Source organism: Thiohalocapsa sp. (assembly GCF_022340605.1).
In the GTDB taxonomy this organism is placed as follows: Bacteria; Pseudomonadota; Gammaproteobacteria; order Chromatiales; family Chromatiaceae; genus Thiohalocapsa.
Window position 1 is genome coordinate 1 of sequence record NZ_JAJDNQ010000069.1, and the last position, 21,703, is coordinate 21,703.

Genomic DNA, 21,703 nt, shown 5'->3' on the forward strand with positions numbered 1-21,703 from the left:
CCGATAGGCCGTCGAGGAGCGGACGGTAGTCCTCCAGCGTGAGCAGCATCCGCGCGAGAAAGGGGCGCGAGTATGGGCTGCGCTTACGCGATCCGGGACGCGGGTGTTGATCGAGGTTGCGCTCGGTTGTCGCGGTGCCGACCAGCCACAATACGAACGCTGCCAAGGAGGCGATCAGCACCAGCAAGGTGTAGCGCCCGGCGCTGCGCGAGCGGCTGCGCTCGAGGCCTTCGCCGAAGTGCTGGCTCTTCATGTCGCGAAAGGCCTCCTCGATTTGCATCCGCTGTCGATACATACCCACCAGCCGCTTGGCGCCGCGGGCGGCAAGTGTTGGGGAGGCGACCAACAGCCACGGCTCCTTGGCGCTGCGTGCGGCGTTGTTGGCCTTTTTCGAGCGCGCGCTTGCCGGCAGCGAGGCGCGCAACAGGTGCAGCGACTGGTCCGCCTTCAGGTCCGACCAGTCCACGACGATCACCGCCTCCGTGAGGCCGGCCAGCAGCACCCGGCATAGCGCGCCGTAGACCACACCCGCCTCGCGCTGCAAATGCGCGTTGCCCGCCAGCCGGTCGATGCGCTTGAGCTTGTGGCGCAGCGCCCCGGAACCCGGCAGGCGCCGGGCGAGGTCGGTCAGCGTCAACCCCGGCCCCAGCACCCAGGCCGCCACGGCCGCGAACAGTGCCGTCAGGCGCGCACGGTGGATCGGGACGAGCAGCGGCTCCAAGCATCGGTGTAGGATCGCAGGTGCATGCACGGGGGGTCTCCTGAGAGGTTTGGTCGCTTGTCAGCGACAGCGACCCTCCGTGCATGTTCATTTCGGCGCTAGAAACTCGACGCAAGTTGCTGTTCTCATGAGATGAAAACTGGGGATACCTCAGGGTCCGTCCCCTATTATTTCAAACTGACCGCGTTGCTACTGCCCATCCTGGTCGCGCTAGAGGTCAACGCGGCGGAAACCTATACTGAGCGATGCGGCGTGGACGCCCCACCTCAAGTCTGACGACTTATTCGATGTGGCGACCTATCCGACCATTACATTTCATGCGGACGGGCTCGTCTTCAACGGGGCGAAGGTTATTGGCGCAACGGGGACAATAACAATGAAGGGGGGGCACCAATCCCGTCGCCTTTCAGGTGCACGGCTTTCAGTGTAACCGCAGCGCAAGGGCCGGAAGACGCATCTGCCGGGGAAAGGTCACGGGAACCGTGAAGCGGTCAGACTTCGGCATGATCAAGTACCTCCAGGAGGTCAGCGACGAGATCTAGATTACGATCCCTGTAGAGGCGTACGGAGACTAATGGCATGGCGCACCGCCGAACAGCGGAGCGAGTCGACCAGTGCCCCGGAACCGCCGCCGCGCGGCGGCAGGCCCCAGGGCGGTCGAGGCCGGCTTCAGGCCGCTGCGCCGCGGCGGCGACGTATCGCGCCGATGCCGAGCACGCCCGGCAGGAGTAGCAGCGCGGTGGCTGGAACCGGGACGGTCGGGCGTACCCGGCCGTCATTGGTGTCGCTCAAGTCCAGCACTTGGTGCGTCGTATCCTTGAAGGTGTATTGGCCGTCGATCTCGAAGCTGGTGAGGTAGGTGATCAGGTAGCCGCTGCCCTCCGGGTTGTTCGCGATCTCGACGTCCGCCTGTGTCGAACTCGCCAGGGACGTCTCTATCGGGTCACTGAGGGCGGTCAAGCCGTAGAAGCTCGCCTGCATCAGCGTCATCGTGAAGGTACCGGTCTCGAATGCGCTGCCACGCGCAGCACCCGTATCTTTGTTGATGTACTGCACGACGAACTTGGCTGAGTCCGGCTCGCTTGCGGTGCCGCTCGCCAGAGTTGTAGAGAACGGCGCAGTCGGATTGCCCGCATTGTCAAAGTACTCGGTCTCGTAGTTCGCCTTGTAGTAGGCCTTGCCGTCCACGAAGTTCGTCTGGCTGAAGCCACTGAGGACGAACTCTTGGGCATACAGCGTGGTGCCGTCGGGCCCGACGCCGGGCAGGGCGACCAGAGCGCCGCCATCGGCCTGAAGGGTCATGCTGTGGCCCATGAACGGGTCCGGAACCGAATTTACGAACGACGCGAAGCTCACGCCGGGGGCGACGGCCAGCGCGACCGCGGCAACGGTTCCGCGGGCGACTTGGACAGCGGAAAACTTGTGCATGTGGGTCTCCAGGTATTGGGGTTGGATGCAACCTCGATGAAGAGTCGGTTGCTGTGCGTCGACCGGCTCAGAACGGCTGGCTCGCGTCTCCCGGAATCCACCACAAGGCTGGTGCAATTGAATCCGGTGGCCCCTGTTGGGGGCGCGCGTGCCGCAGCCGATGCCGATTGATTGTCGTGGACACGGCCAAGGCCTCGCGGGTCGTAGTGACCGCTTGTTGCCGCCGGCACAGACGTGGAAGATCGCCGCAAGGGGAGGCCCTGGCGGAACCCATTTTTGGCGCCGCGCCAACACTGCTCCCCTTGGGTGGCGAACGGCGCGCCTGCCCGGCATGCGCATAAGCAGCCTTTGTGCCTAAATTTATAAGCATATTATGTGCCATTTTTGTGAAAATTTTCAAAAATCTTTTAAAGTCAGTCTCTTAATTTTATTCGACTTTGATGATAGGTTATATTTATCCGACGAAATATGCCTTCGTGTAAAGAATGCTGACAGGTTTGCCGGGCGTCGGGGTTTGGCGGACACGGTGCGCCGTTTTGTCTGCCTCAAGAAGGTGTTGGGTTGGCGCAACTGATTCAGAGGTATTTGTGGCGAGCACGAAGAACCCGCTGCGGCAACGAAACGCTGCCATAGCGCTGTAAAAAAAGCTGACAGCAAGCGCGCGGCGCGGTCGAGCGGTGATCTCAGGCAACCGCGTCCCTGCCATCGACGACGGCGATCCGCGCGATGGCGGGGCCAATGAGCCAAGGAGCGCCGCTGGGGTCAGCGAAATGGTGACCCCTTCCCTTCGGTCGCGGTCTCCCAAGCCGATACGGCGCTGGCAACGGTCACGGGCGCAGGGCCGGATGACTGGAAGAACCTAGCCGAGTTTGGCCAGTCATCCCAGTTGGTGACCCGTTCCAGTGAGCCGAGAACGGTGGCGTCTTGGTCGAGGGTCAAGCTTAGGAAGGGTGGTCTGTTGGTCCGAAGTAGCAGAGCCAACGCGGCCAACGGGGTCAGAGCCAGCGGGGTCCGATCGCCGACTCTCGGAAACACGCTGTCGCGCTCGCCGCCGCTTTGCTCCCGCGCCGCCACGGTCTTTGCAGCCCCGGGGGCAGCCGGTCAAGGGTGATAGCCGGTCCCTCGAAACGCCATGTCGCTGCGAGGGACGAGGGGTTTAAACCGCGCCCCAGGCCTCGCGGACAGCGTCGGTCTTGGTGGCGATGACCTCGTCCAGGGTCTTGATGGGGGCCTTGGGCTGTTGACCCTTCGACGCCTCGTAGACCGTCGCTACCTTGTCTTCGGCACTCTGGCCCTTCAGATCGGACTTCTCGACGTAGAACAGCTCCATCAGCTCGTTCCAGACCAGCCCCTCGCCATACCGGATGAGCACGTAGCGATGCCCATCCTGCTCGATGACGGCGTCTTCGGCGAAGGTCCGATCGACTTGGGAAAACCCATGTCGTTCGGGACTTAGCCTGCCGCGGGCGCCGCGTATCCGCGGCGATCCGCACGTTTAAGCAATAGCCGCGCCAGAAGGTCGGGCTAGGCCCGTGCGGGGTTCACCAACGCGATGGGTGCATCGTCGCGGCGAGCAAACGGCAGGGAGAGACCCGTCGGTGCCCGTGGTCACGACCGCCATCACTTGCGACGAGAGCGGCGCTGCGGCGGCTTGCGGTGGGTGTCTTGGGCGGTGCGAGCATCTTGCGGGCGCCGCGCGGTCCCCGCCGGCTGAAAGCTCGGCACCAGGTGGCGTTTGCCGTTGCCGATGAGCTCGGCGCGGCCCATGCGGCGCAGGGCCTCGCGCAGCAGCGGCCAGTTGTCCGGGTCGTGCCAGCGCAGGAAGGCCTTGTGCAGCCGGCGCTGGCGCAGCTTGCGCACGACGCTGACGCGCTCGGCGCCGGGGCGTACCGGTCGCAGCGGGTTCCAGCCGGTGTGGTACATGGCGGTGGCGAGCGCCATCGGGGTCGGCAGGAAGGCCTGCACCTGGTCCGGGCGGAAGCGGTTGCGCTTGAGCCAGAGCGCGAGGTTCAACATGTCCTCGTCGCTCGTGCCGGGGTGGGCAGCGATGAAGTAGGGGATCAGGTACTGCTCCTTGCCCGCCTCGCGAGAGAAGCGCTCGAACATCTGTTGGAAGCGCTCGAAGCTGGCGATGCCGGGCTTGAGCATCTTCGCGAGGGGACCGGCCTCGGTGTGCTCGGGGGCGATCTTCAAATAGCCGCCGACGTGGTGTGTCACCAGCTCGCGGACGTAGGCCGGGGAATGCACGGCCAGGTCGTAGCGCAGCCCGGAGGCGATAAGTACGCGCTTGATGCCGGGCACGCCGCGGGCCTTGCGGTAGAGCTGGATCAGCGCCGAGTGGTCCGTGGACATGTTCTTGCAGACGTCCGGGTAGACGCAGGACAGGCGCCGGCACGCGGCCTCGATGGACGGGTCGCGGCAGGCGAGGCGGTACATATTCGCGCTCGGCCCGCCCAAGTCGGAGATGGTGCCGGTGAAGCCCGGCGTGCGGTCGCGGATCTCGGCGATTTCGCGCAGGATCGATGGCTCGGAGCGGTTCTGGATGACCCGCCCCTCGTGCTCGGTGATGGAGCAGAAGCTGCAGCCGCCGAAGCAGCCGCGCATGATGGTGACCGAGAAGCGGATCATCTCCCAGGCCGGGATACGCGCGTCGCCGTAGGCGGAGTGCGGGCGGCGGCTGAATGGCAGCTCGTAGAGCCGGTCCAGCTCGTCGGTGGTGAGCGGGATCGGCGGCGGATTCAGCCAGAGGTCGCGCTCGCCGTGGGCCTGCACCAGTGCACGGGCGTTGCCGGGATTGGTCTCCAGGTGCAAGAGGCGCGCCGCATGGGCGTACAGCATCGGGTCGGCGCGCACCTGCTCGAAGGCCGGCAGGCGCAGCACGGTGCGTGCCCGCTCGGGCGACCGCTGCCCGCGCTTCGGGCGGGTACGGGCGTGCCCCTCTGGCGCCTGCCGGACCGGGTCATCCGGGCCGGCATCCAGGGCGCCGGCGGTGGGTCCGCTCGGCGTGCTGGCGTCGAGCTCGGTCCAGCCCGCTGGGTGCTCGCCGCGGCGGGTCAGATAGGCGGTGCCGCGCACGTCGCGGATGCCGTGGACCGGCTCGCCGCGCGCTAGCCGGTGGGCGATCTCGCAGAGGGCGCGCTCGGCGTTGCCGTAGAGCAGCAGGTCGGCCTTGCTGTCGATGAGCACCGAGCGGCGCACCTGGTCGGACCAATAGTCGTAGTGGGCGACCCGGCGCAGGCTCGCCTCGATGCCGCCGAGCAGGATCGGCACGTCCTTGTAGGCCTCGCGGGCGCGCTGGGCATAGACCAGCACCGAGCGGTCCGGCCGCCGGCCGCCGGCGCCGGCTGGCGAGTAGGCGTCGTCGGAGCGCGGGCAGCGGTCGGCGGTGTAGCGGTTGACCATCGAGTCCATGTTGCCGGCGCCGACGCCAAAGAACAGGTTCGGCCGCCCGAGCACGGTGAAGGCCTCGGCCGAGGTCCAGTCGGGCTGCGCGATGATGCCGACGCGAAACCCCTGCGCCTCCAGCAGCCGGCCGACCAGCGCCACGCCGAAGGAGGCATGGTCCACGTAGGCATCGCCGGTGACGATGATCACATCGCAACTGTCCCAGCCGAGCAGGTCCATCTGGTCGCGGGACATGGGCAGCTCGGGGGCGGTGCCGAGCTTGTGCGCCCAGTGCTTGCGGTAGCCGAAGAGGTTTGGGGCGGTATCCATGATGCGGGTGCAGACGCCGGACTCGGTTTGCCAACTCTAGCTTGCTTTGCCCATTCATGGATCGCCGCGGTAGGGGTGCTGATCAGGGCTTCGCGTCGGGATGAACCTACAGGTAGCGCTGAAGAACGGCATAGCTCGGAAAGCCGCTGTCGAGTCCGAGGGCGTCGCAGCCGAAGAATGCCTTGGGATGCTGGAAGCTGATGAGGCTGACATATCTTCGGATGCCGTCCTGATTCGACACGATGGCGAGCAGATACCCTTGCGCCTGGAGCCGCTTCAGTGGCGCCACGATGTTGGGGAGCAGCACGACATCCTCCGGAGTGCTTGCCGAGCGCTGCCCCCTCGGGGCGACACGCAGCGCGCTGTTGGCATCGAACAGGGCGAGCCGGACCGGGCCGGACGCAGGCGCTTGGAACGCCGGGACAAGCGCCCGGCGGCGCGCGTGGCCCGGTGAAGCCCTGATCCGCTAGATCAGGACGCGTCCCGTGTGCCTGTGTTGCAGGGAGTGGGATCATTTCCGTTCCCCGATCCAACACCCGAGCGCCGCGCCGCCCGCCACCACCATGCACACCGCATCCGAGCCCGTCGCCACGGCGGACGCCTGTCCGAGGGATGTCGCCCCAGGGACGCCCCGAGATGCCTGACCCTACTGCCGCGCTGCCGTGTGGCCACTGCTCCTGCTCATCATCGCCGCCAATGGCGCCCCGGTGCTGGTGAGCCGCCTGCTGCGCGGCCGCTGGCGGACGCCGCTGGATCTGCGCGTGCGGCTGGCGGACGGTCGGCGGCTGCTCGGCGCCAGCAAGACCTGGCGCGGCCTCCTGGCGGCGCTGCTGGTGAGCGCGGCGCTGGCGCCGCTGTTGGGCCTGTCGCTCGGGGTCGGGCTCGCCGCCGGCGCCCTGGCCATGGCCGGTGATCTGCTGTCGAGCTTCGCCAAGCGGCGGCTCGGCCTCGCGCCGAGCAGCCGGGTGCCGCTGCTGGACACGGTGCCGGAGGCCCTGCTGCCGGGGCTCGGCCTGATGCTGCCGCTGGGTTTGGACGCCACGGACCTACTGCTCTTGGTTATCCTGTTCACAGTTTTCGACATGCTCGCCTCACCGCTGCTCTATTGGCTGCACATCCGGCGCCAGCCGTGGTGAGCGGGTAGAGCGGGCCTTGCGGCTGGGCTTGGAGCCGGCACCGGGGGCGGACGAGGCGGATGACCCGCGAATTCAGTGTTCTGACCTACAACATCCACAAGGGCTTCAGCATGGGAGGACGGCAGTTCGTACTGCATCGCATGCGCGACGCCCTGGCGCAGACCGGCGCCGACGTGGTGTTCCTGCAGGAGGCCCTCGGCCAGCACGATACGCACGCGCAGCGGCTGCGCGAGTGGCCTCAGTATCCGCAGTTCGAGTTCCTGGCGGACACCGTCTGGCCACACCACGCCTATGGTCGCAACGCCCTCTATGGCCAGGGTCACCACGGCAACGCCATCCTGAGCCGCTACCCCTTCGTGCAGTGGGAGAACATCGACGTCTCGCCCTATCCCTTCGCCGCCAGCCGCAGTCTCATGCACGGCGTCATCGAGTTGCCGGGCAGCGGCACCCGGCTGCACCTGGTGTGTGTCCACTTCGGCTTCTTCGGCGTCGAGCGGCGGCCGCAGATTCGCCGTCTTTGCGAGCGCATCGAGGCGCACGTGCCCCACGACGAGCCGTTGGTGGTGGCCGGCGACTTCAACGACTGGTCCGGCCGCGCCGAGCGCCACTTCAACGCCGAACTGGGGCTCGTCGAGGTGTTCCGCACCCTGCACGGCGAGCACGCGCGCACCTGGCCGGCAATGGCGCCGGTGCTGCCTATGGACCGCATCTACTATCGCGGCGCCAAGCCCCTGGCGGCGGAGCGGCTCGGCCTCGCCCCCTGGCGCGACCTTTCGGACCATACACCGCTGCAGGCCTGGTTCCGCCTATGAACGACCGCGCGCGCTGGTCCCTGCCCAATCTGCTGAGCGCCATGCGGCTCGGCCTGGTGCCGCTGCTGCTGCTGCTGGCGCTGTCGGGCCGGCGGGATGCCTTCCTTTGGCTCCTCGCCGTCGCCTTTCTCACCGATGCCGTCGACGGCACCATCGCGCGCCTGACCGGACAGGTCACCCGCTTCGGCGCGGTCCTGGACTCCTGGGCGGATGTCAGCATCTACGCGGCCGTTGCCGTCTCCATGGCGCTGCTGTGGCCGGACCTGCTGAAGAGCGAGGCCCCCGCCATCGGCGCCATGGTAGCGAGCTTCCTGCTGCCCGCCGCGGTGGGGTTGCTGCGCTTCGGCCGCTTCACCAGCTATCACACCTGGCTCGTGAAGGTCGCGGTGGCCGCCGCCGCGGTTGGTCTCTTTCTGATGCTCCTCGGGATCTCCGTCTGGCCCTTCCGCATCGCCGCGGTGCTGGTGCTGCTGGCCGGGCTGGAAGAAATCGCCATCAGCCTGGTGCTGCGCGAGGAGCGCTCCGACGTGAGCGGACTGTGGGCGGTGCTGCGCGAGCGGCGCCGAATGCGGGGCGGCGGCCCCTGAGGATCGCGGCCGGTACGGTGGACATGCGCAGCGTGGTCCACCATTGCCACGTCCGCTACCATCGCCCGATCAGTGTCGCCCTGGCGACACTCCGGCCGCCGCACCATGGGCAGCGCCCGGCGTACGCCGGCAGCGTCCGCAACGCTGGTGCGGAGCAAACGCTCGGTGCCATCTGCGGTTTGCTGGTAGCGGGCGGTGCGCTCCCGGTGCAGCATAGCATGCTGTCGTCCGGGGCCAGGCCGAGGGCGTCGTCGAGTTCGGCTGCGGCGCCCGGGAAGTCGCGCGCCAGGTTGTCGTGCGCCGTCTATGGTCGCTCGCCATCCGAGATGCCGCGCATAATTCGGTGCGACACCACAATCGGCCTAGCAACGCCCCAGCACCACCCATGAGTCAAGAGCGACCCAGCATCCCCGAGCCGGCCCACCGCACGCGGCGCCGCGAGCCGCTGCCCTCCGAGCACCCGAAGCCGGTGGAGGAGGACTCGGAATGCGCGGCGCGGCTGGATGCCATCATGCAGCATCCCTCGTACCTGGCGGCCGATCAGGACGTGGAGTTCCTGCACACCCACGCCACCCGCGGGTTGCGGCTGCATCTGGACTACCTAAAGGCGGAGGAGGGCCTGGTGGAGCACGGCGTGGAGCGCTGCATCGTCGTGTTCGGCAGCACCCGGCTGCGCGAGCCATACGCCGCGCTGCGCGCGCTGGCCGGCGCGAGGAAGGCCGCCGCCGCGGCACCGGACGACCCGGCGCTGGCACGCCGGCTCGAACTCGCCGAGCACCGCATGGCGCTGTCGCGCTACTACGAGATCGGCCGCGAGCTGGGCCGGCTGGTGGGGGAGGCGGGCGAGGGGCCCGCGGACTCGCGGCTGATCGTCATGACCGGCGGCGGGCCGGGTGCCATGGAGTCCGCCAACCGCGGCGCCTTCGAGGCGGGCGCGGACAGCGCCGGGCTCAACATCACGCTCCCCAGCGAGCAGTATCCGAACCCCTATCTCACGCCAGGCCTGTGCTTTCAGTTTCACTACTTCGCGCTGCGCAAGCTGCACTTCATGAAGCGCGCCGCGGCCATCGTCGCGCTGCCAGGCGGCCTCGGGACGCTGGACGAGCTGTTCGGCACGCTGACCCTGATCCAGACGCGCAAGGTGCCACCGATCCCGGTGGTGCTGATCGGCGAGGATTATTGGCGGCGGGTGTTCGACATCGACTACCTGCTGGAGGTGGGCAGCATCGACCCCGAGGATACCGAGCTGTTCTGGTACGCCGAGACCGCCGCCGAGGCCTGGGCCGGCATCCGCGAGTGGCACGACGCCAACGGCAGCCCGCTATTTGCGACCAACGCCGGTAGGGAGTCCCGCGACGACGGCGCGGAGATGCCCGAGGAGCGCAACACATGAAGCTGTCCTTCCACGGCGCCGATCGCGGTGTCACCGGCTCCTGCCACCTGGCCGAGGTGCAGGGCTTGCGCATCCTGGTGGACTGCGGCCTGTTCCAGGGCGGGCACGAGATCGACGAGGAGAACGCCGCCGACTTCGGCTTCGACCCCGGCGAGATCGACATCTTGCTGCTGACCCACGCCCACCTGGACCACTGCGGGCGCATCCCGCTGTTGGTGCGGCGCGGCTTCCGCGGCGAGATCATCACCACCGCGGCGACGCGGGAGCTGGCCCGCGTCGTGCTGCTGGACGCCGCACACCTGCAAGAGGAGGAAGCCGAGCGCCGTTCCCGCAAGGCCCACCGGCGCGGCCAGCGCGGCACCACACCGCTCTACGGCGAGCTGGACGCGCTCAACGCCATGGACCTGTTCGGCCGCAAGGCGCGCTATGACGTGCCCATCGAGCTGTCCGACGGCGTCTGGGCGACCTTTCTCGACGCCGGGCACATCCTCGGCTCGGCCTGCATTCGGCTGGAGTATCGCGACGGCGGCGCGCGCCGGGCGGTGATCTTCTCCGGCGACCTCGGCAACAAGGGCCGGCCGATCCTGCGCGACCCGACCTTGCCCGCGCATGCCGAGGCCGTCGTGATGGAGACCACCTACGGCGACCGCGACCACAAGCCGTTGGCGCCGTCGGTGCAAGAGCTCTACGCCGCCATCGACGACGCCCTGGGGCGCGGCGGCAACGTCATCATCCCGACCTTTGCGCTGGAGCGCGCCCAGGAGCTGCTTTACCACCTGCGCGAGGGCGTCGAGCAGGGCCTGCTGCCGCGCACCCTGCCGGTCTATCTCGACTCGCCCATGGCCATCTCGGCTACCGAGATCTTTCGCCACCACCCGGAGTGCTACGACGACGAGGCGCGCGCCCTGTTCGAGCGCGGCGATGATCCGTTCGCGCTGCCGGGGCTGCGCTTCACCCGCGAGACCGCGGACTCCATGGCGCTGAACCGCCTCACCGGCGGCGCCGTCATCATGGCCGGCTCCGGCATGTGCACCGGCGGCCGGGTGCGCCACCACCTGCGCCACAACCTATGGCGCAAGGACTCCAGCATCATCTTCGTCGGCTTCGCCGCCCCCGGCACCCTGGCCCGCATCCTCATCGACGGTGCCGAGCGCGTGCGGCTGTTCGGCGACGACATTCCGGTGAAGGCGCACCTGCACACCATCAATGGCTTCTCGGCCCATGCCGACCGCGGCGAGCTGCTCGAATGGCACCAGGCCATCCGCCCCGAACGCACCATCCTGGTCCACGGCGAAGAGAAGGCGATGCACGCCTTCGCCGCGCGGCTGCCCGAGACCGAGGTGCTGATGCCGCGGCAGGGGGAGACGATTGCGTTGTAGCCCGACCGCGCCGAGCGCCGACCAACACACAGGCCGGGCGAATCAGCGAAGAGGCCGGGCGGGAGTCCGCCGTAGGTTGGGCTGAGGAACGAAGCCCAACGGGGTGCGCGCCGTCAGTGCTGGATTGTCGGGCCTCCTTCGTCGGCCCGACCTACACGTGCTCACCGCCGAGGGGCCGACGCCCGTGGTCCCTGAGCAACGGGCGGTGCAAGCAAGATCAATCCCAGAGGCGCTGAGCCAACGCCGGGCGGGTGCGGCCAAACCGGGCCAGGGCGTGCAGCGCCCGCAACCTGGCGGGGCGGAATGGGCGTGGGTCCGGCAGGGACGGCGTGCGCACAACCTGGTGCAGCATCGGCCCGCCGATGCCGTTCTCAAGCAGGCCGGCGAGGATGAGCCGGCGGTACCAATCGTAGGGTTGCAGGCTCGGATCGGTGCGGGTCGCGACATAGACCTCGCAGCGCTGCCAGCGGCTCTTGACCTGCACGGCAATCCGGCGCCGCTCGTAGCCTGCGCCCTCCGCCAGGTCGAGCCGCCACAGCTCGCGGGCACGCAGCCGATACAGGACACCGGCTACGCAGGCGTCCGCCGCCGGCACGATGTTGCCCTTGCCCGAGCCGTCGCTGCCTTGCTTGTGGAAGCACACCGCCCAGCCCGGCAGGCTGGCGACGCCCACGGGACGTGCCGAGGGCGTGCGCGCCTGCAAGCGCGCCGCGAGCATGTTGGAGCCGTAGGCGAAGTAGTAGAGCGGCATGTGATCGGTTATTCCCGAGCAGCGCTGGCCGGCGATTCATGGGACATCATGCCGGCTGCGCAAGACACAAGGGTGCCCATCATCGCCGCGCCCGCACGCTATTCGCCGCCCCCTGCGCGAAGAACCGGCGGTCGACGATAGATGCCACCAGGTGCTGGACCAGGTTGTAGAAGATGATCGGCAGCATGACCTGCGGGTGGTTGGCCAGCGCCACCGACGCCAGCACCAGGCCGGTGCCGTTGTTGTTCATTCCCAGCGCGAACATCAGCGACACCTTGCTGTTACGGTCCGCATGAAAGTAATGCGCGATCAGGTAACCGGCCGCGAAGGCAACCAGGCAGAGCGCGGTGACGATGAACAGGATCAGGGCGAGAAAGTCCCAGTCGTGCCGGGACAGTGCGTCCGGTAGGGTGAGCGCCGCATTCGAATAGTTCAGCAGGATCAGGACCAGATAATTGACCAGCTTCAACAGGTCGCGCCGATCGGCATAGCGTGATTCGCCCATGAGCCGGCGCGTCAGGATGCCGAGCACCGACGGCAGCAGCACCCAGACGCCCAGAAAGGACACGACGCCATCCGAGGCGAGCTCGTGCAGATCGCTGGAATAGTCACCGCTGGTGACGAAGCCCACCGCATGCAGCACCAGCGGCGTCAGCAGCGGGCTCAGAAACGTGGTCAGCAACACCAGGCCGAGGCTCAAGGCCAGATTGCCATTGGCATTCTGCGCCCAGGCCGTGGAGGCGCCGGCGATCGGCATCGAGCCGACCAGGGCCAGACCCACCAGGATCTGCTGTACCTCGTCGCCGTTGTGCCAGGTTCGCATCGGCAGATCGATGCCGATGATGAACACCAACGGCACCAGGACGTTGCCCAGCAGCCCGGCCAGCAGGACACGTGGCCGCGTGAACATCCGCGCCAAGTCGTCCTGCCGCACGCCGAGCCCGGCGTTGAACAACAGCGTCGCCAGCATGAGCTGCGGCAGGTTCAGATTGACCTCGCTGCCGAGCAGCGTGAACTGTCCCAGACTCGCGTGCCTGATGGCGAGCCCAAGCCCGGGCAGCACGGCGGCCACGAGGTAAGAGCCGACGATCACCCAGATCAGGTACCGGTGGATCAGGTGCACCAGCCCCGAAATCAGGCGGTTACTGGAAGCCATCTGCACATCGACCACTGGAATGCCCCATCCCGCCATACAAGCCTGACACGACCCTCGGCCGCTCGAACCGCGAGTCATCTTCCGGATGGATTGGTCCCGCGAGGACGACTGACAATCGCCGCCCGTCCGGCCGAGCCCTGCACCCGTGGCAACGGCGGCTGGCAAGGCGGACATCGGGCAGATGCACGTGTCGGACTTTTTTGAAATTTCGGTGGGCTGAGAGGAAGAGCAAACGTCTCGACCAACCGCCCGCGGATAGCGCACTGAACCGCACTGCCTGCTGCGGGACGGCGCGGCTCAGCGATCTGTGCAGGGTGCCGGGCACTGGCTGCCACCGTGCTGACGCGGATCTGCGGCCAGGCAAGTGTCGTAGGTCGGGTTAGCGATAGCGTAACCCGACAATCGCGCCGTGACGACACGCGGGATGTCGGGCTTCGTTCCTTAGCCCGACCTACGACGCTACGACGTATTCTTGCCGGCGGGCAATCTGGGTCAAATCCGCAGCAGCAACCGCGCCGGGTCTTCCAGGGTCTCCTTGACAGTGACCAGGAATTGCACCGCCTCGCGGCCGTCGATGATGCGGTGGTCGTAGCTGAGCGCGAGGTACATCATCGGCCGGATGACGACTTGGCCGTCGCGGGCGACCGGGCGTTCCTCGATCTTGTGCATGCCGAGGATGGCGCTCTGCGGCGGATTGAGGATGGGCGTGGAGAGCAGCGAGCCGAAGACGCCACCGTTGGTGATGGAGAAGGTGCCGCCGGTGAGCTCCTCGAAGCTCAGCGTGCCTTCTTTGGCTTTCGTGCCGAAGTCGCCGATGCCGCGCTCGATGTCAGCCATGGAGAGCTGATCGCAGTTGCGCAGGATGGGCACCACGAGCCCGCGCGGGGAGCTGACGGCGATGCCGATGTCGAAATAGCCGTGGTAGACGATGTCGCCCTCGTCCACGGAGGCGTTGACCACCGGGAAGCGCTGCAGGGCCTCGACGCTGGCCTTGACGAAGAAGGACATAAAGCCCATCCGCACGCCGTGGGTTTGCTCGAAGCGGTCCTTGTACTGGCTGCGCAGACCCATGACGGCGCTCATGTCCACCTCGTTGAAGGTGGTGAGCATGGCGGAGGTCTGCTGCGCCTCGACGAGACGCTCGGCGATGCGTGCGCGCAGCCGGGTCATGGGCACGCGCTGCTCGGGGCGGCCGGCGTCGCCGGTGAGGGCGGGCAGGGAGGCATCCAGGTCCGCGCCGGTTTCCGGGCGATAGCGCTGCTCGGCTCTCAGTTGGGATGGGGCGGCGTCGGCGTCGGCGTCGCGCTCGGGTGCGGCCGCCTCCTGTCGGTCGAGCCAGGCGACGACGTCGGCCTTGTGCACGCGCCCGTCGCGACCGCTGCCGGGGATGGCGCCGGCATCGAGGCCGAGCTCTTTGACCAGCCGGCGGGCGGCGGGGGCCAGCGGTGGCGGCTCGGTGGCCTTGGCTAGTGCCGGTGCCGGTGCCGGTGCTGGCGCGGCGGCGGGCGGTGTCTGGCTCGTCGCCGCGGGCCGGGACCTTGGCTGTTGCGCCGACGCCTCCGCCGCGGCCCCGGCCTCGATCAGCGCCAGCACCGCGTCGGCCTCCACCACGTCGCCTTCTTTGACCTTGTGCTCGGCCACCACGCCGTCGGCGGGTGCCGGCACCTCCAGCACGACCTTGTCGGTCTCCAGGTCCACCAGGTTCTCGTCCTTGGTCACGGCGTCGCCGGGCTGCTTGTACCAGGTGAGTACGGTCGCGTCGGCGACGGACTCGGGCAGGGCGGGGACGCGCACTTCGGTGCTCATGGGTCGTGGGTTCTCTCTCGCTTGGTGCTGTGGGGGCGATGGTGGCCTGGCGGCGGTTCGTCGATGTCTTGGTGAATGTGCTTTGGTCGCTGACGGCCAGTGGCGGGTGCGCTTTGAGGCCGTGGAAGTATTCGGTTTAGTTGGTTGCAGCGCAGCGTAACCCGACGCTGGGCGACGGTGCGCCATTGCTTATCGGGTTACGCTATCGCTAACCCGACCTACGATCCGCTCGTTCTCGGAGTTGCGAGCAATACTTTCACGGTCTCTTCGCTTATCCGTCTTACAGTTCGCTGGTTGGCCGCGGGGCGGCCCGTGCCGGCGTCGGCAGCGTCACACCGCCTCCTGCTGCGGGATGCGGCGGTTCATGTGCGGGTTGAAGCGGCCGGTGAGGGCCTCGTCGACGAGCTGCTCCTGCTGTGCCACGTGCACCGAGCGATGGCCCACCGCCGGTGCCGCGGATGCCGGCCGGCCCACGTAGTAGGGCTGCTTGCCCTGCTCGATGAGGTTGTGAAAGCGGTGCTTGATCTGGTCCCAGGCGCCCTGGTTCTGCGGCTCCTCCTGGCACCAGATGATCTCGGTGGTGTCAGGGTACAGGGCCAGGGCCTCGGCGAACGCCTCCTTCGGGAAGGGGTAGAGCTGCTCGATGCGGATGATGGCGACGTTGCTCAAGCCCCGGGCGTGGCGCGCCTCGAGCAGGTCGTAATAGACCTTGCCGGTGCAGAAGACGACGCGCTCGACGCCGGCGGGGTCGATGGGGTCGGTCTCCGCGATCACCACCCGGAAGCCGCCGTCGGCGAGCTCCTCCAACGAGGATACCGCGAGGCGGTGGCGCAGCAGGCTCTTTGGCGTCATCACCACCAGTGGGCGGCGGAAGTCCCGCAGCATCTGCCTGCGCAGCAGGTGAAACATCTGCGCCGGCGTGGTGGGCACGCAGACCTGGATGTTGTGCTCGGCGCAGAGCTGCAGGAAGCGCTCCAGCCGCGCCGAGGAATGCTCCGCCCCCTGGCCCTCCAGCCCGTGTGGCAGCAGCATCGTCAGCCCGCAGTCCAGCCCCCACTTGGTGCCGGCGGAGGTGATGAACTGGTCGATGACCACCTGCGCGCCGTTGGCGAAGTCGCCGAACTGCGCCTCCCAGATGGTCAGCGCGTTGGGCTCGGCGGTGGCGAAGCCGTATTCGTAGCCCAGCACGGCCTCTTCCGAGAGGATGGAGTCGATGGCGATGAAGGGGGCCTGTGGGGGTTCGGGCGGTTCCTCGCCCTCGTTGCGCAGGTGTTGCAGTGACGTGTACTCGCTGCCGGTCACCTGGTCCAATATCTTGGCGTGGCGGTGGAAGAAGGTGCCGCGGCCCGCGTCCTGGCCCGACAGGCGCACCGGAAAGCCCGCGTCCACCAGCGTCGCATAGGCCAGGTTTTCGGCGAAGCCCCAGTTGGCGAGCTGGTCGCCCTGGGCCATCTTGCGCCGCTCGGTCCAGATTTTGGCGACGCGCGGGTGCAGCTCGAAGCCGTCCGGCACGCGCAGCATCCGCTCGGCCAGCGCACCCAGACGCTCGCGGGGCACGCTGGTGTCCGCCGGGGCGCGCCAGTCGTCGCCGTGGTAGACGTGCCAGTCGGCGCGGTAGCTCTTGTCCAGCCCACACAGCACCGGGCGTGCCACGACGACGCCGTGCTCGATGGCGTCGCGGTACTCCTCGATCATCCCCACCGCGTCGTCGCGGGTCAGCACGCCGTCGTCGATGAGTCGGTCCGCGTAGATGGCCCGTGCAGTGGCGCGCTCGCGGATCTTCTTGTACATCATCGGCTGGGTCACGGCGGGCTCGTCCGCCTCGTTGTGACCCAGGCGGCGGTAGCAAATGATGTCGATGACCACGTCTTTGCGGAACTGGTTGCGGTAGTCGAGTGCCATGCGGGTGACGAAGATGACCGCCTCCGGGTCATCGCCGTTCACGTGGAAGACCGGCGCCTGCACCATCTTCGCCACGTCGGTGCAGTAGAGCGTGGAGCGCGTGTCCAGCGGGTTGCTGGTGGTGAAGCCGATCTGGTTGTTGATGACGATGTGCACCGTGCCGCCGGTGCCGTAGCTGCGGGTCTGGCTGAGCTGAAGGGTCTCGGCGACCACCCCCTGGCCGGCGAAGGCGGCATCGCCGTGGATCAGCACCGGCATGACCTGCTCGCCGGTGCGGTCCTCGCGGCGGCGCTGGCGCGCGCGCACCGAGCCCTGAATCACCGGGTCGATGATCTCCAGGTGCGACGGGTTGAAGCCCAGCGCCAGGTGCACGATCCCGCCCGGCGTCTCCACGTCCGACGCGAAGCCCAGGTGGTACTTGACGTCGCCGGCGAGCTGGCGCGGGTTCATGGGCACCTGGCCCTCGAACTCCGCGAAGATCTCCTGCGGCGGCTTGCCGAGGATGTTTACCAGCATGTTGAGCCGCCCGCGGTGGGCCATGCCAATGACGATCTCCTTCACGCCCTTGCGTCCGGCGCGCTGGATCAGCTCGTCCATCATCGGGATCAGCGCCTCGGCGCCCTCCAGCGAGAAGCGCTTCTGCCCGACGTACTTGGTGTGGAGGTACTTCTCCAGCCCCTCGGCGGCGGTGAGCAGCGTGAGCAGCCAGCGCCGATCGGCGGGTTCCAGCTCCGGGCGCGCCTGGTAGCCCTCCAGGCGCTTCTGGATCCAGCGCTTCTCGGCCGTGGTGGTGATGTGCATGTACTCCGAGCCCACCGGGCCGCAGTAGATGCGCCTCAGCAGGTCGAGAATATCCTTGAGCGGCATGCGGTCCGGTGCGTACAGGGAGCCGGTGTGGAAGACCTGCTCCAGGTCGCTTTCTTCCAGGTTGTGATACGCCGGGTCAAGGTCCGCCACCTTGGGCTTCGGGCGCAGCTTGAGCGGGTCCAGGTCCGCCACCTGGTGGCCGCGGTAGCGGTAGGTGTTGATGAGCCGCAGCACCGCCGCCTGGCGCTCCGCCGCCGCCGGCTCCAGGCGCTCCACGAAGCGGCTCTGGGCGCGGGTGCGGCTCTCGCTCGCGAGCCGCTCGAAGTTCTCGCGCACGGGGCCGTGCGGGATCTCGTTGGCGGCCTCGGCATGGATGGCGTCGAAGCGCCGGCGCCAGGCGAGGTCGATGCTCTCCGGGTCCTTGAGATAGCGCTCGTAGAGGTCCTCGATGAAGGCGGCGTTGCCACCGTAGAAGGCCGACGAGGCTCGGAACAGCTCAAGCAGGGCGCTCATGTGTTGAATCGCTTCGAGGCAGGGGAACTCGCGTTGTGGGGCCTGGACGCGGGGGCCGGACGTGTGCGGCTCCGAGGCGCCGTTGCGACCCGAGTGTAGCGCACAAAGCGGCCCGCGCTGTCAGATGCCCGGGCAATGTCATGCATTGGGCTTTTCGCGTATCCTTCGGTTGCGTTGCGGAGACAGCAGCAGCGCAATTGCGCGGGTCGCGCCGAGCGGCAGCGATGCCCACGGCGGCGGGAGCCGACCTGAATCGACGCGCCAGCGGAGCCGAGACCATGCCCCGATACCCGGAAGACTCCATCGAGACACCGGAGGAGCGCGCCCGCCGCCGGCTGCGGGTGGCCAAGTCGCAGGCGGATCTGGCCTATTTCCAGGCGCGGCTCACGCTGCTCGGGGAGCCGACGACATTGAACCAGGCCGCCCAGCACCGTACCTTCAAGCGGCTGATGAAGGTGGTGGGGCACCGGCTGGTGAACGTGAGGCAGTCGCGCTGAGGTTGCGCCAGCTCAGCCGGCGTGTCCGCCCCAGGCGAGCAGCGCGCGGCCCGACGGGCGCCGCCCGCCATGCTGCCGACACGGACAGCGGGGTATTGCACTGACGGCGCCGCCCTCGCGCGATCGCCCGCACAAAAGACCGGCGCCGCCGGCATTGGCCTTTCATACAGCCCTCGTAGCTCAGCAGGATAGAGCAGCCGCCTCCTAAGCGGCAGGTCGCAGGTTCGAATCCTGCCGAGGGCACCATTCGACGCCAGGCTGTCACCGCCTGGCACAACCGCGCCGTGCTGCGGCCAAGACGTGTCGGGGCGGATACGCGAAGAGATTGGGCAAGTTCTGGTCGCAACGCCGAAATCGAGCGGATCGTAGCCGCCCTCGTGGGAGCGGCACGCTCGGTGCCGCGACCGGCGGCAAGGCAACTCACCGCGCCCCGAGTAACTGCCAAGCCGCAGCCAGCCACGCGCCCCTCATCGCGCCACAAAAGGCAGTGGCGCTCCCTCCCAGGCGCGAAGTGCATCCGCAACGCCGCAGGTCCAATGCTTCGGCGCCCAGTACCATCCCGCGGTACCATCCAGCGGTCTGCGGCCCCAAGCCGACAGATGCGGGCCTCACAGCCTCGTCCACAGCCTCGCAAGCCCATTGATGAACAACGACGCTGAGCGCACGACGCCTTCCGCCGGCGCAGCGGACCCCAACGCGACGCTACGCGGCGCCATGGACCTGCATCGGCGCAGGTCCTTCGACGCGGCCGAGCGCCTCTACCGCGAGGTGCTCGACGCAGCGCCCGAGCATCCGGATGCCCTGCACTGGCTCGGCGTGCTGCTGTGCGGCAGCGACAGGCAGGTGCAGGGCAGGGCGCTGATCGAGCGCTCCATCGCCCTGGTGCCGGACTTCCCCGGCTTCCACAACAACTACGGCAACGCCCTGCTCGCGAGCGGCGCCATCGCCGACGCCGAGCGTGCCTACCGGCGCTGCCTGGACCTGGACCGCAGGCAGCCGGCGGTCTGGTGCAACCTGGGCATCTGCCTGCGCAAGGCACGCCGGCCCGTGGAGGCGGTGCACGCCTTCGAGCAGGCGCTCAGTGTCGATGCCGGCCAGGGCGACAGCTACCGCGGCCTGGTGGACATCCTGGAGGCGCAGGACAAGTTCCAGGAGGTGGCCTCGGCCTACGAGGAATCCTTCGCCGCGCTGCCGCACCACGAGCCGGCGTTCGCGCAGCTCGCGCGGCTCTATTACCTGGCCGGGCGCGCCGGCGACGCCGCGCGCATCTACCGCCGCTGGCTTGAAGCCAATCCCGAGCACCCGGTGCCGCGGCACATGCTCGCCGCCTGCACCGGCGAGGCGGTGCCGGCGCGCACCGCCGACGACATGGTGCGGCTGACCTTCGACGGCTTCGCGGACTCCTTCGACCAGGTGCTCGGCGCGCTCGGCTACAAGACACCGCAGCTCATCTGCGAGCAGGCGTCCAAGCGGGTCGACACCGAGGGCGGCGCGCTCGCCGTCGCGGACATCGGCTGCGGCACCGGGCTCTGCGGCCCGCTGCTGCGTCCCTGGGCCGGGTCGCTGATCGGTGTGGATCTATCACCACGCATGCTGGACAAGGCGCGCCGCCGCGGCGTCTACGACCAACTCGTGGAGGCCGAGCTGGTGGGCTGGCTGCGCGGGCGGCCGGGGCTCTTCGACCTCATCCTCTGCGCCGACACCCTGTGCTACTTCGGCCGTCTCGACGAGGTCTTCGCGGCGAGCCGCGCGGCGCTCCAGTCCGGCGGTGTCTTCGTGTTCAGCGTCGAGAGCGCCGCCGCCGACGACGTTGCCGAGTACCGGCTGCATCCCAGCGGGCGCTATGCCCACCGCTCCGCCTTCGTCGAGGCCCAGCTCGCCGCCGCCGGCCTGAAGCTGCTGGAGCGCCGCGACGTGACCCTGCGCCAGGAACTGGGCAAGCCCGTGGCCGGCTGCCTGTTCAGCACCGGCATCTGACAGCAACACCCGCCCGGGACACGCCATGGAAGCCACCATCATCCCCCTATTCCGCTGGTCCGGCCTGTTTGTCGGCTTCTTGGTGGACGGCTGCCTGTTCAACCCCGTCGGCATCTATCTCGGCTGGGAGGACGCCGCCGGCCGCGTCTGGAACCCCGACGGCAGCTACCTCGGCCAGCGCGTGAGCGAGCACTACGTGCTGCGGCGGGTCGCCTGGTCGCCGCCGGTGCCGCAGCCGCGGCGCGTGCCGCCGGTGACGCCGGAGCTGCCGCTGCCGCCGGCCAACCGCGCCGCCCGCCCGCCACGGCCCGGCTGGGCCGATGCGCTGGAGCGCTTCGGGATGCGGCCCGCGCCGGATGACTTGGTGGGCGACTGGCACAACGCCCAGGACCGCATCCGCTTTCGGGCCGACGGCCGTTACGAGCTGGTCGCCGCGGGCCAGCCGCCGCAGCAGGGGAGCTGGGAATTGCGCGGAAATCTGTACCTGACGCCGGACGTCGCTGCCGATTCGCCGGCGGCCCCGCCTGCCGAGCCTGGCGCCGCGCCGGCGGCAGCCCCGCGCCGGCTGGTCTTCGGGGTGCTCACCTACGACATGCAGTGCATGACGCTGCGGCAGATCACGCAGGACAGGAGCCTGCCGTTCACCATGGAGCGCGAGGGTCCGCCGCCGCGCGGGTGACGCCTGACTGTCCCAGTGCTCGGCGCGATGGGGGTGCAGCTACGGCGCGCAAGGCGCCGCCCTCCGACCCGACCGACGATCCTTGGGTTGAGGCCACAACTACCCTGACAACCACCGAGGCTCAGACCAGCCGAGTTGCACTCGGCCCTGGGGGCGCCGAGTGCAACTCGGCACGCCGCCGGCGCGGCTCGATGCCGTGCCGGCGGCGCCGCGGCGGCCCAAGATTGGCGCCACCTCTGTCCGCCGCATGGCGTCTGCCGCGGGCATCGAGCCCAGGGCAGACGCGGCCGACTGGAAGTTGGCGCCCCCAGAAGCCGAACAAGCGCCGGCAGCCCTAAGGCAGGACGCCTTCGTCGATGTGGAAGCGCGCGAGCCGGCTGGTGGTGTCGGCAGGGGCCGGCGTCGTCTGCCCGCCGCTGTCTTTGCTCTCGCTGCATGTGTCGCC

18 protein-coding genes and 1 tRNA gene are annotated in these 21,703 nt (G+C 68.4%); 10 read left to right on the plus strand and 9 right to left on the minus strand.

The window, feature by feature from the left end; genetic code table 11:
* On the minus strand, positions 1-721 hold a 721-nt coding region (locus LJE69_RS08910; RefSeq protein ID WP_296924036.1), incomplete at its 3' end, for a transposase.
* A gap of 238 nt (positions 722-959) precedes the next feature.
* On the opposite strand from LJE69_RS08910, the gene LJE69_RS20965 reads away from it, so the two are divergent.
* Entirely contained in the window at positions 960-1,151 is a 192-nt protein-coding gene (locus tag LJE69_RS20965; RefSeq protein WP_367114647.1) for a YceI family protein, read from the plus strand.
* Positions 1,152-1,390: 239 nt separating this feature from the next.
* On the opposite strand, the gene LJE69_RS08915 is transcribed toward LJE69_RS20965, so the two are convergent.
* From LJE69_RS08915 to LJE69_RS08930, 4 genes are all read right to left on the minus strand, one after another.
* The gene (locus tag LJE69_RS08915; protein WP_296924038.1) at positions 1,391-2,149 is read right to left on the minus strand and encodes a hypothetical protein; all 759 of its coding nucleotides are present in this window, start codon (positions 2,147-2,149) and stop codon (positions 1,391-1,393) included.
* Between the two features lie 1,156 nt (positions 2,150-3,305).
* Entirely contained in the window at positions 3,306-3,521 is a 216-nt protein-coding gene (locus tag LJE69_RS08920; protein WP_296924040.1) for a hypothetical protein, read from the minus strand.
* A gap of 248 nt (positions 3,522-3,769) precedes the next feature.
* Positions 3,770-5,863 (minus strand): YgiQ family radical SAM protein, encoded by a 2,094-nt coding sequence (locus LJE69_RS08925; protein ID WP_296924042.1) that lies wholly within the window; start codon positions 5,861-5,863, stop codon positions 3,770-3,772.
* Positions 5,864-5,969: 106 nt separating this feature from the next.
* Entirely contained in the window at positions 5,970-6,170 is a 201-nt protein-coding gene (locus tag LJE69_RS08930) for a hypothetical protein (protein ID WP_296924044.1), read from the minus strand.
* Positions 6,171-6,525: 355 nt separating this feature from the next.
* On the opposite strand from LJE69_RS08930, the gene LJE69_RS08935 reads away from it, so the two are divergent.
* From LJE69_RS08935 to LJE69_RS08955, 5 genes are all read left to right on the plus strand, one after another.
* Positions 6,526-6,999 carry a CDP-archaeol synthase gene (locus tag LJE69_RS08935; protein WP_296924046.1) on the plus strand — a complete coding sequence of 158 codons (474 nt, stop codon included), beginning with the start codon at positions 6,526-6,528 and terminating at the stop codon, positions 6,997-6,999.
* A 59-nt stretch (positions 7,000-7,058) separates the two neighbouring features.
* Complete coding sequence (locus LJE69_RS08940; RefSeq protein ID WP_296924049.1) at positions 7,059-7,811, plus strand: endonuclease/exonuclease/phosphatase family protein; 753 nt, start codon at positions 7,059-7,061, stop codon at positions 7,809-7,811.
* A complete protein-coding gene (locus LJE69_RS08945; protein WP_296924050.1) occupies positions 7,808-8,398 on the plus strand; it encodes a CDP-alcohol phosphatidyltransferase family protein in 591 nt (196 codons plus the stop codon). Before LJE69_RS08940 ends, LJE69_RS08945 begins: the two co-directional genes overlap by 4 nt.
* Positions 8,399-8,783: 385 nt before the next feature.
* On the plus strand, positions 8,784-9,791 hold the full coding sequence (locus LJE69_RS08950) for an LOG family protein (RefSeq protein ID WP_296924052.1): 1,008 nt from the start codon (positions 8,784-8,786) through the stop codon (positions 9,789-9,791).
* Complete coding sequence (locus LJE69_RS08955; RefSeq protein WP_296924054.1) at positions 9,788-11,170, plus strand: MBL fold metallo-hydrolase; 1,383 nt, start codon at positions 9,788-9,790, stop codon at positions 11,168-11,170. The genes LJE69_RS08950 and LJE69_RS08955 overlap by 4 nt, the downstream gene beginning before the upstream one ends.
* A 217-nt stretch (positions 11,171-11,387) precedes the next feature.
* Here the strand turns inward: LJE69_RS08955 and LJE69_RS08960 are convergent, their stop codons facing one another.
* From LJE69_RS08960 to LJE69_RS08975, 4 genes are all read right to left on the minus strand, one after another.
* Positions 11,388-11,921 (minus strand): gamma-glutamylcyclotransferase family protein, encoded by a 534-nt coding sequence (locus LJE69_RS08960; protein WP_296924056.1) that lies wholly within the window; start codon positions 11,919-11,921, stop codon positions 11,388-11,390.
* Positions 11,922-12,000: 79 nt separating this feature from the next.
* Entirely contained in the window at positions 12,001-13,077 is a 1,077-nt protein-coding gene (locus LJE69_RS08965) for a bile acid:sodium symporter (protein ID WP_296924058.1), read from the minus strand.
* Positions 13,078-13,569: 492 nt separating this feature from the next.
* Positions 13,570-14,883: a 2-oxoglutarate dehydrogenase complex dihydrolipoyllysine-residue succinyltransferase gene (gene odhB / locus LJE69_RS08970; RefSeq protein ID WP_296924060.1), complete on the minus strand. Its 1,314-nt coding sequence runs from the start codon at positions 14,881-14,883 to the stop codon at positions 13,570-13,572.
* A 330-nt stretch (positions 14,884-15,213) separates the two neighbouring features.
* The gene (locus LJE69_RS08975) at positions 15,214-18,105 is read right to left on the minus strand and encodes a 2-oxoglutarate dehydrogenase E1 component (protein ID WP_296924062.1); all 2,892 of its coding nucleotides are present in this window, start codon (positions 18,103-18,105) and stop codon (positions 15,214-15,216) included.
* A 278-nt stretch (positions 18,106-18,383) separates the two neighbouring features.
* On the opposite strand from LJE69_RS08975, the gene LJE69_RS08980 reads away from it, so the two are divergent.
* The 4 genes from LJE69_RS08980 to LJE69_RS08995 all read left to right on the plus strand — a co-directional run bounded on the left by LJE69_RS08980 (position 18,384) and on the right by LJE69_RS08995 (position 21,258).
* Positions 18,384-18,602: a hypothetical protein gene (locus LJE69_RS08980; protein WP_296924064.1), complete on the plus strand. Its 219-nt coding sequence runs from the start codon at positions 18,384-18,386 to the stop codon at positions 18,600-18,602.
* Positions 18,603-18,771: 169 nt separating this feature from the next.
* Positions 18,772-18,848, plus strand: a tRNA-Arg gene (locus tag LJE69_RS08985).
* Between the two features lie 396 nt (positions 18,849-19,244).
* Positions 19,245-20,579 (plus strand): tetratricopeptide repeat protein, encoded by a 1,335-nt coding sequence (locus tag LJE69_RS08990; protein WP_296924066.1) that lies wholly within the window; start codon positions 19,245-19,247, stop codon positions 20,577-20,579.
* 25 nt (positions 20,580-20,604) lie between these two features.
* Positions 20,605-21,258, plus strand: a complete 654-nt coding sequence (locus LJE69_RS08995; protein WP_296924068.1) for a hypothetical protein — start codon at positions 20,605-20,607, stop codon at positions 21,256-21,258.
* The last annotated feature ends 445 nt before the right edge of the window (positions 21,259-21,703 follow it).

Excerpts from the sequence above, each read along its gene's own strand:
- LJE69_RS08965 (WP_296924058.1), bottom strand. The coding sequence starts at position 13,077 with ATGGCTTCCAGTAACCGCCTGATTTCGGGGCTGGTGCACCTGATCCAC.
- odhB (WP_296924060.1), bottom strand. The coding sequence starts at position 14,883 with ATGAGCACCGAAGTGCGCGTCCCCGCCCTGCCCGAGTCCGTCGCCGAC.
- LJE69_RS08960 (WP_296924056.1), bottom strand. The coding sequence starts at position 11,921 with ATGCCGCTCTACTACTTCGCCTACGGCTCCAACATGCTCGCGGCGCGC.
- LJE69_RS08955 (WP_296924054.1), top strand. The coding sequence starts at position 9,788 with ATGAAGCTGTCCTTCCACGGCGCCGATCGCGGTGTCACCGGCTCCTGC.
- LJE69_RS08940 (WP_296924049.1), top strand. The coding sequence starts at position 7,059 with ATGACCCGCGAATTCAGTGTTCTGACCTACAACATCCACAAGGGCTTC.
- LJE69_RS08975 (WP_296924062.1), bottom strand. The coding sequence starts at position 18,105 with ATGAGCGCCCTGCTTGAGCTGTTCCGAGCCTCGTCGGCCTTCTACGGT.
- LJE69_RS08990 (WP_296924066.1), top strand. The coding sequence starts at position 19,245 with ATGAACAACGACGCTGAGCGCACGACGCCTTCCGCCGGCGCAGCGGAC.
- LJE69_RS08925 (WP_296924042.1), bottom strand. The coding sequence starts at position 5,863 with ATGGATACCGCCCCAAACCTCTTCGGCTACCGCAAGCACTGGGCGCAC.
- LJE69_RS08945 (WP_296924050.1), top strand. The coding sequence starts at position 7,808 with ATGAACGACCGCGCGCGCTGGTCCCTGCCCAATCTGCTGAGCGCCATG.
- LJE69_RS08950 (WP_296924052.1), top strand. The coding sequence starts at position 8,784 with ATGAGTCAAGAGCGACCCAGCATCCCCGAGCCGGCCCACCGCACGCGG.
- LJE69_RS08995 (WP_296924068.1), top strand. The coding sequence starts at position 20,605 with ATGGAAGCCACCATCATCCCCCTATTCCGCTGGTCCGGCCTGTTTGTC.
- LJE69_RS08915 (WP_296924038.1), bottom strand. The coding sequence starts at position 2,149 with ATGCACAAGTTTTCCGCTGTCCAAGTCGCCCGCGGAACCGTTGCCGCG.
- LJE69_RS08980 (WP_296924064.1), top strand. The coding sequence starts at position 18,384 with ATGCCCCGATACCCGGAAGACTCCATCGAGACACCGGAGGAGCGCGCC.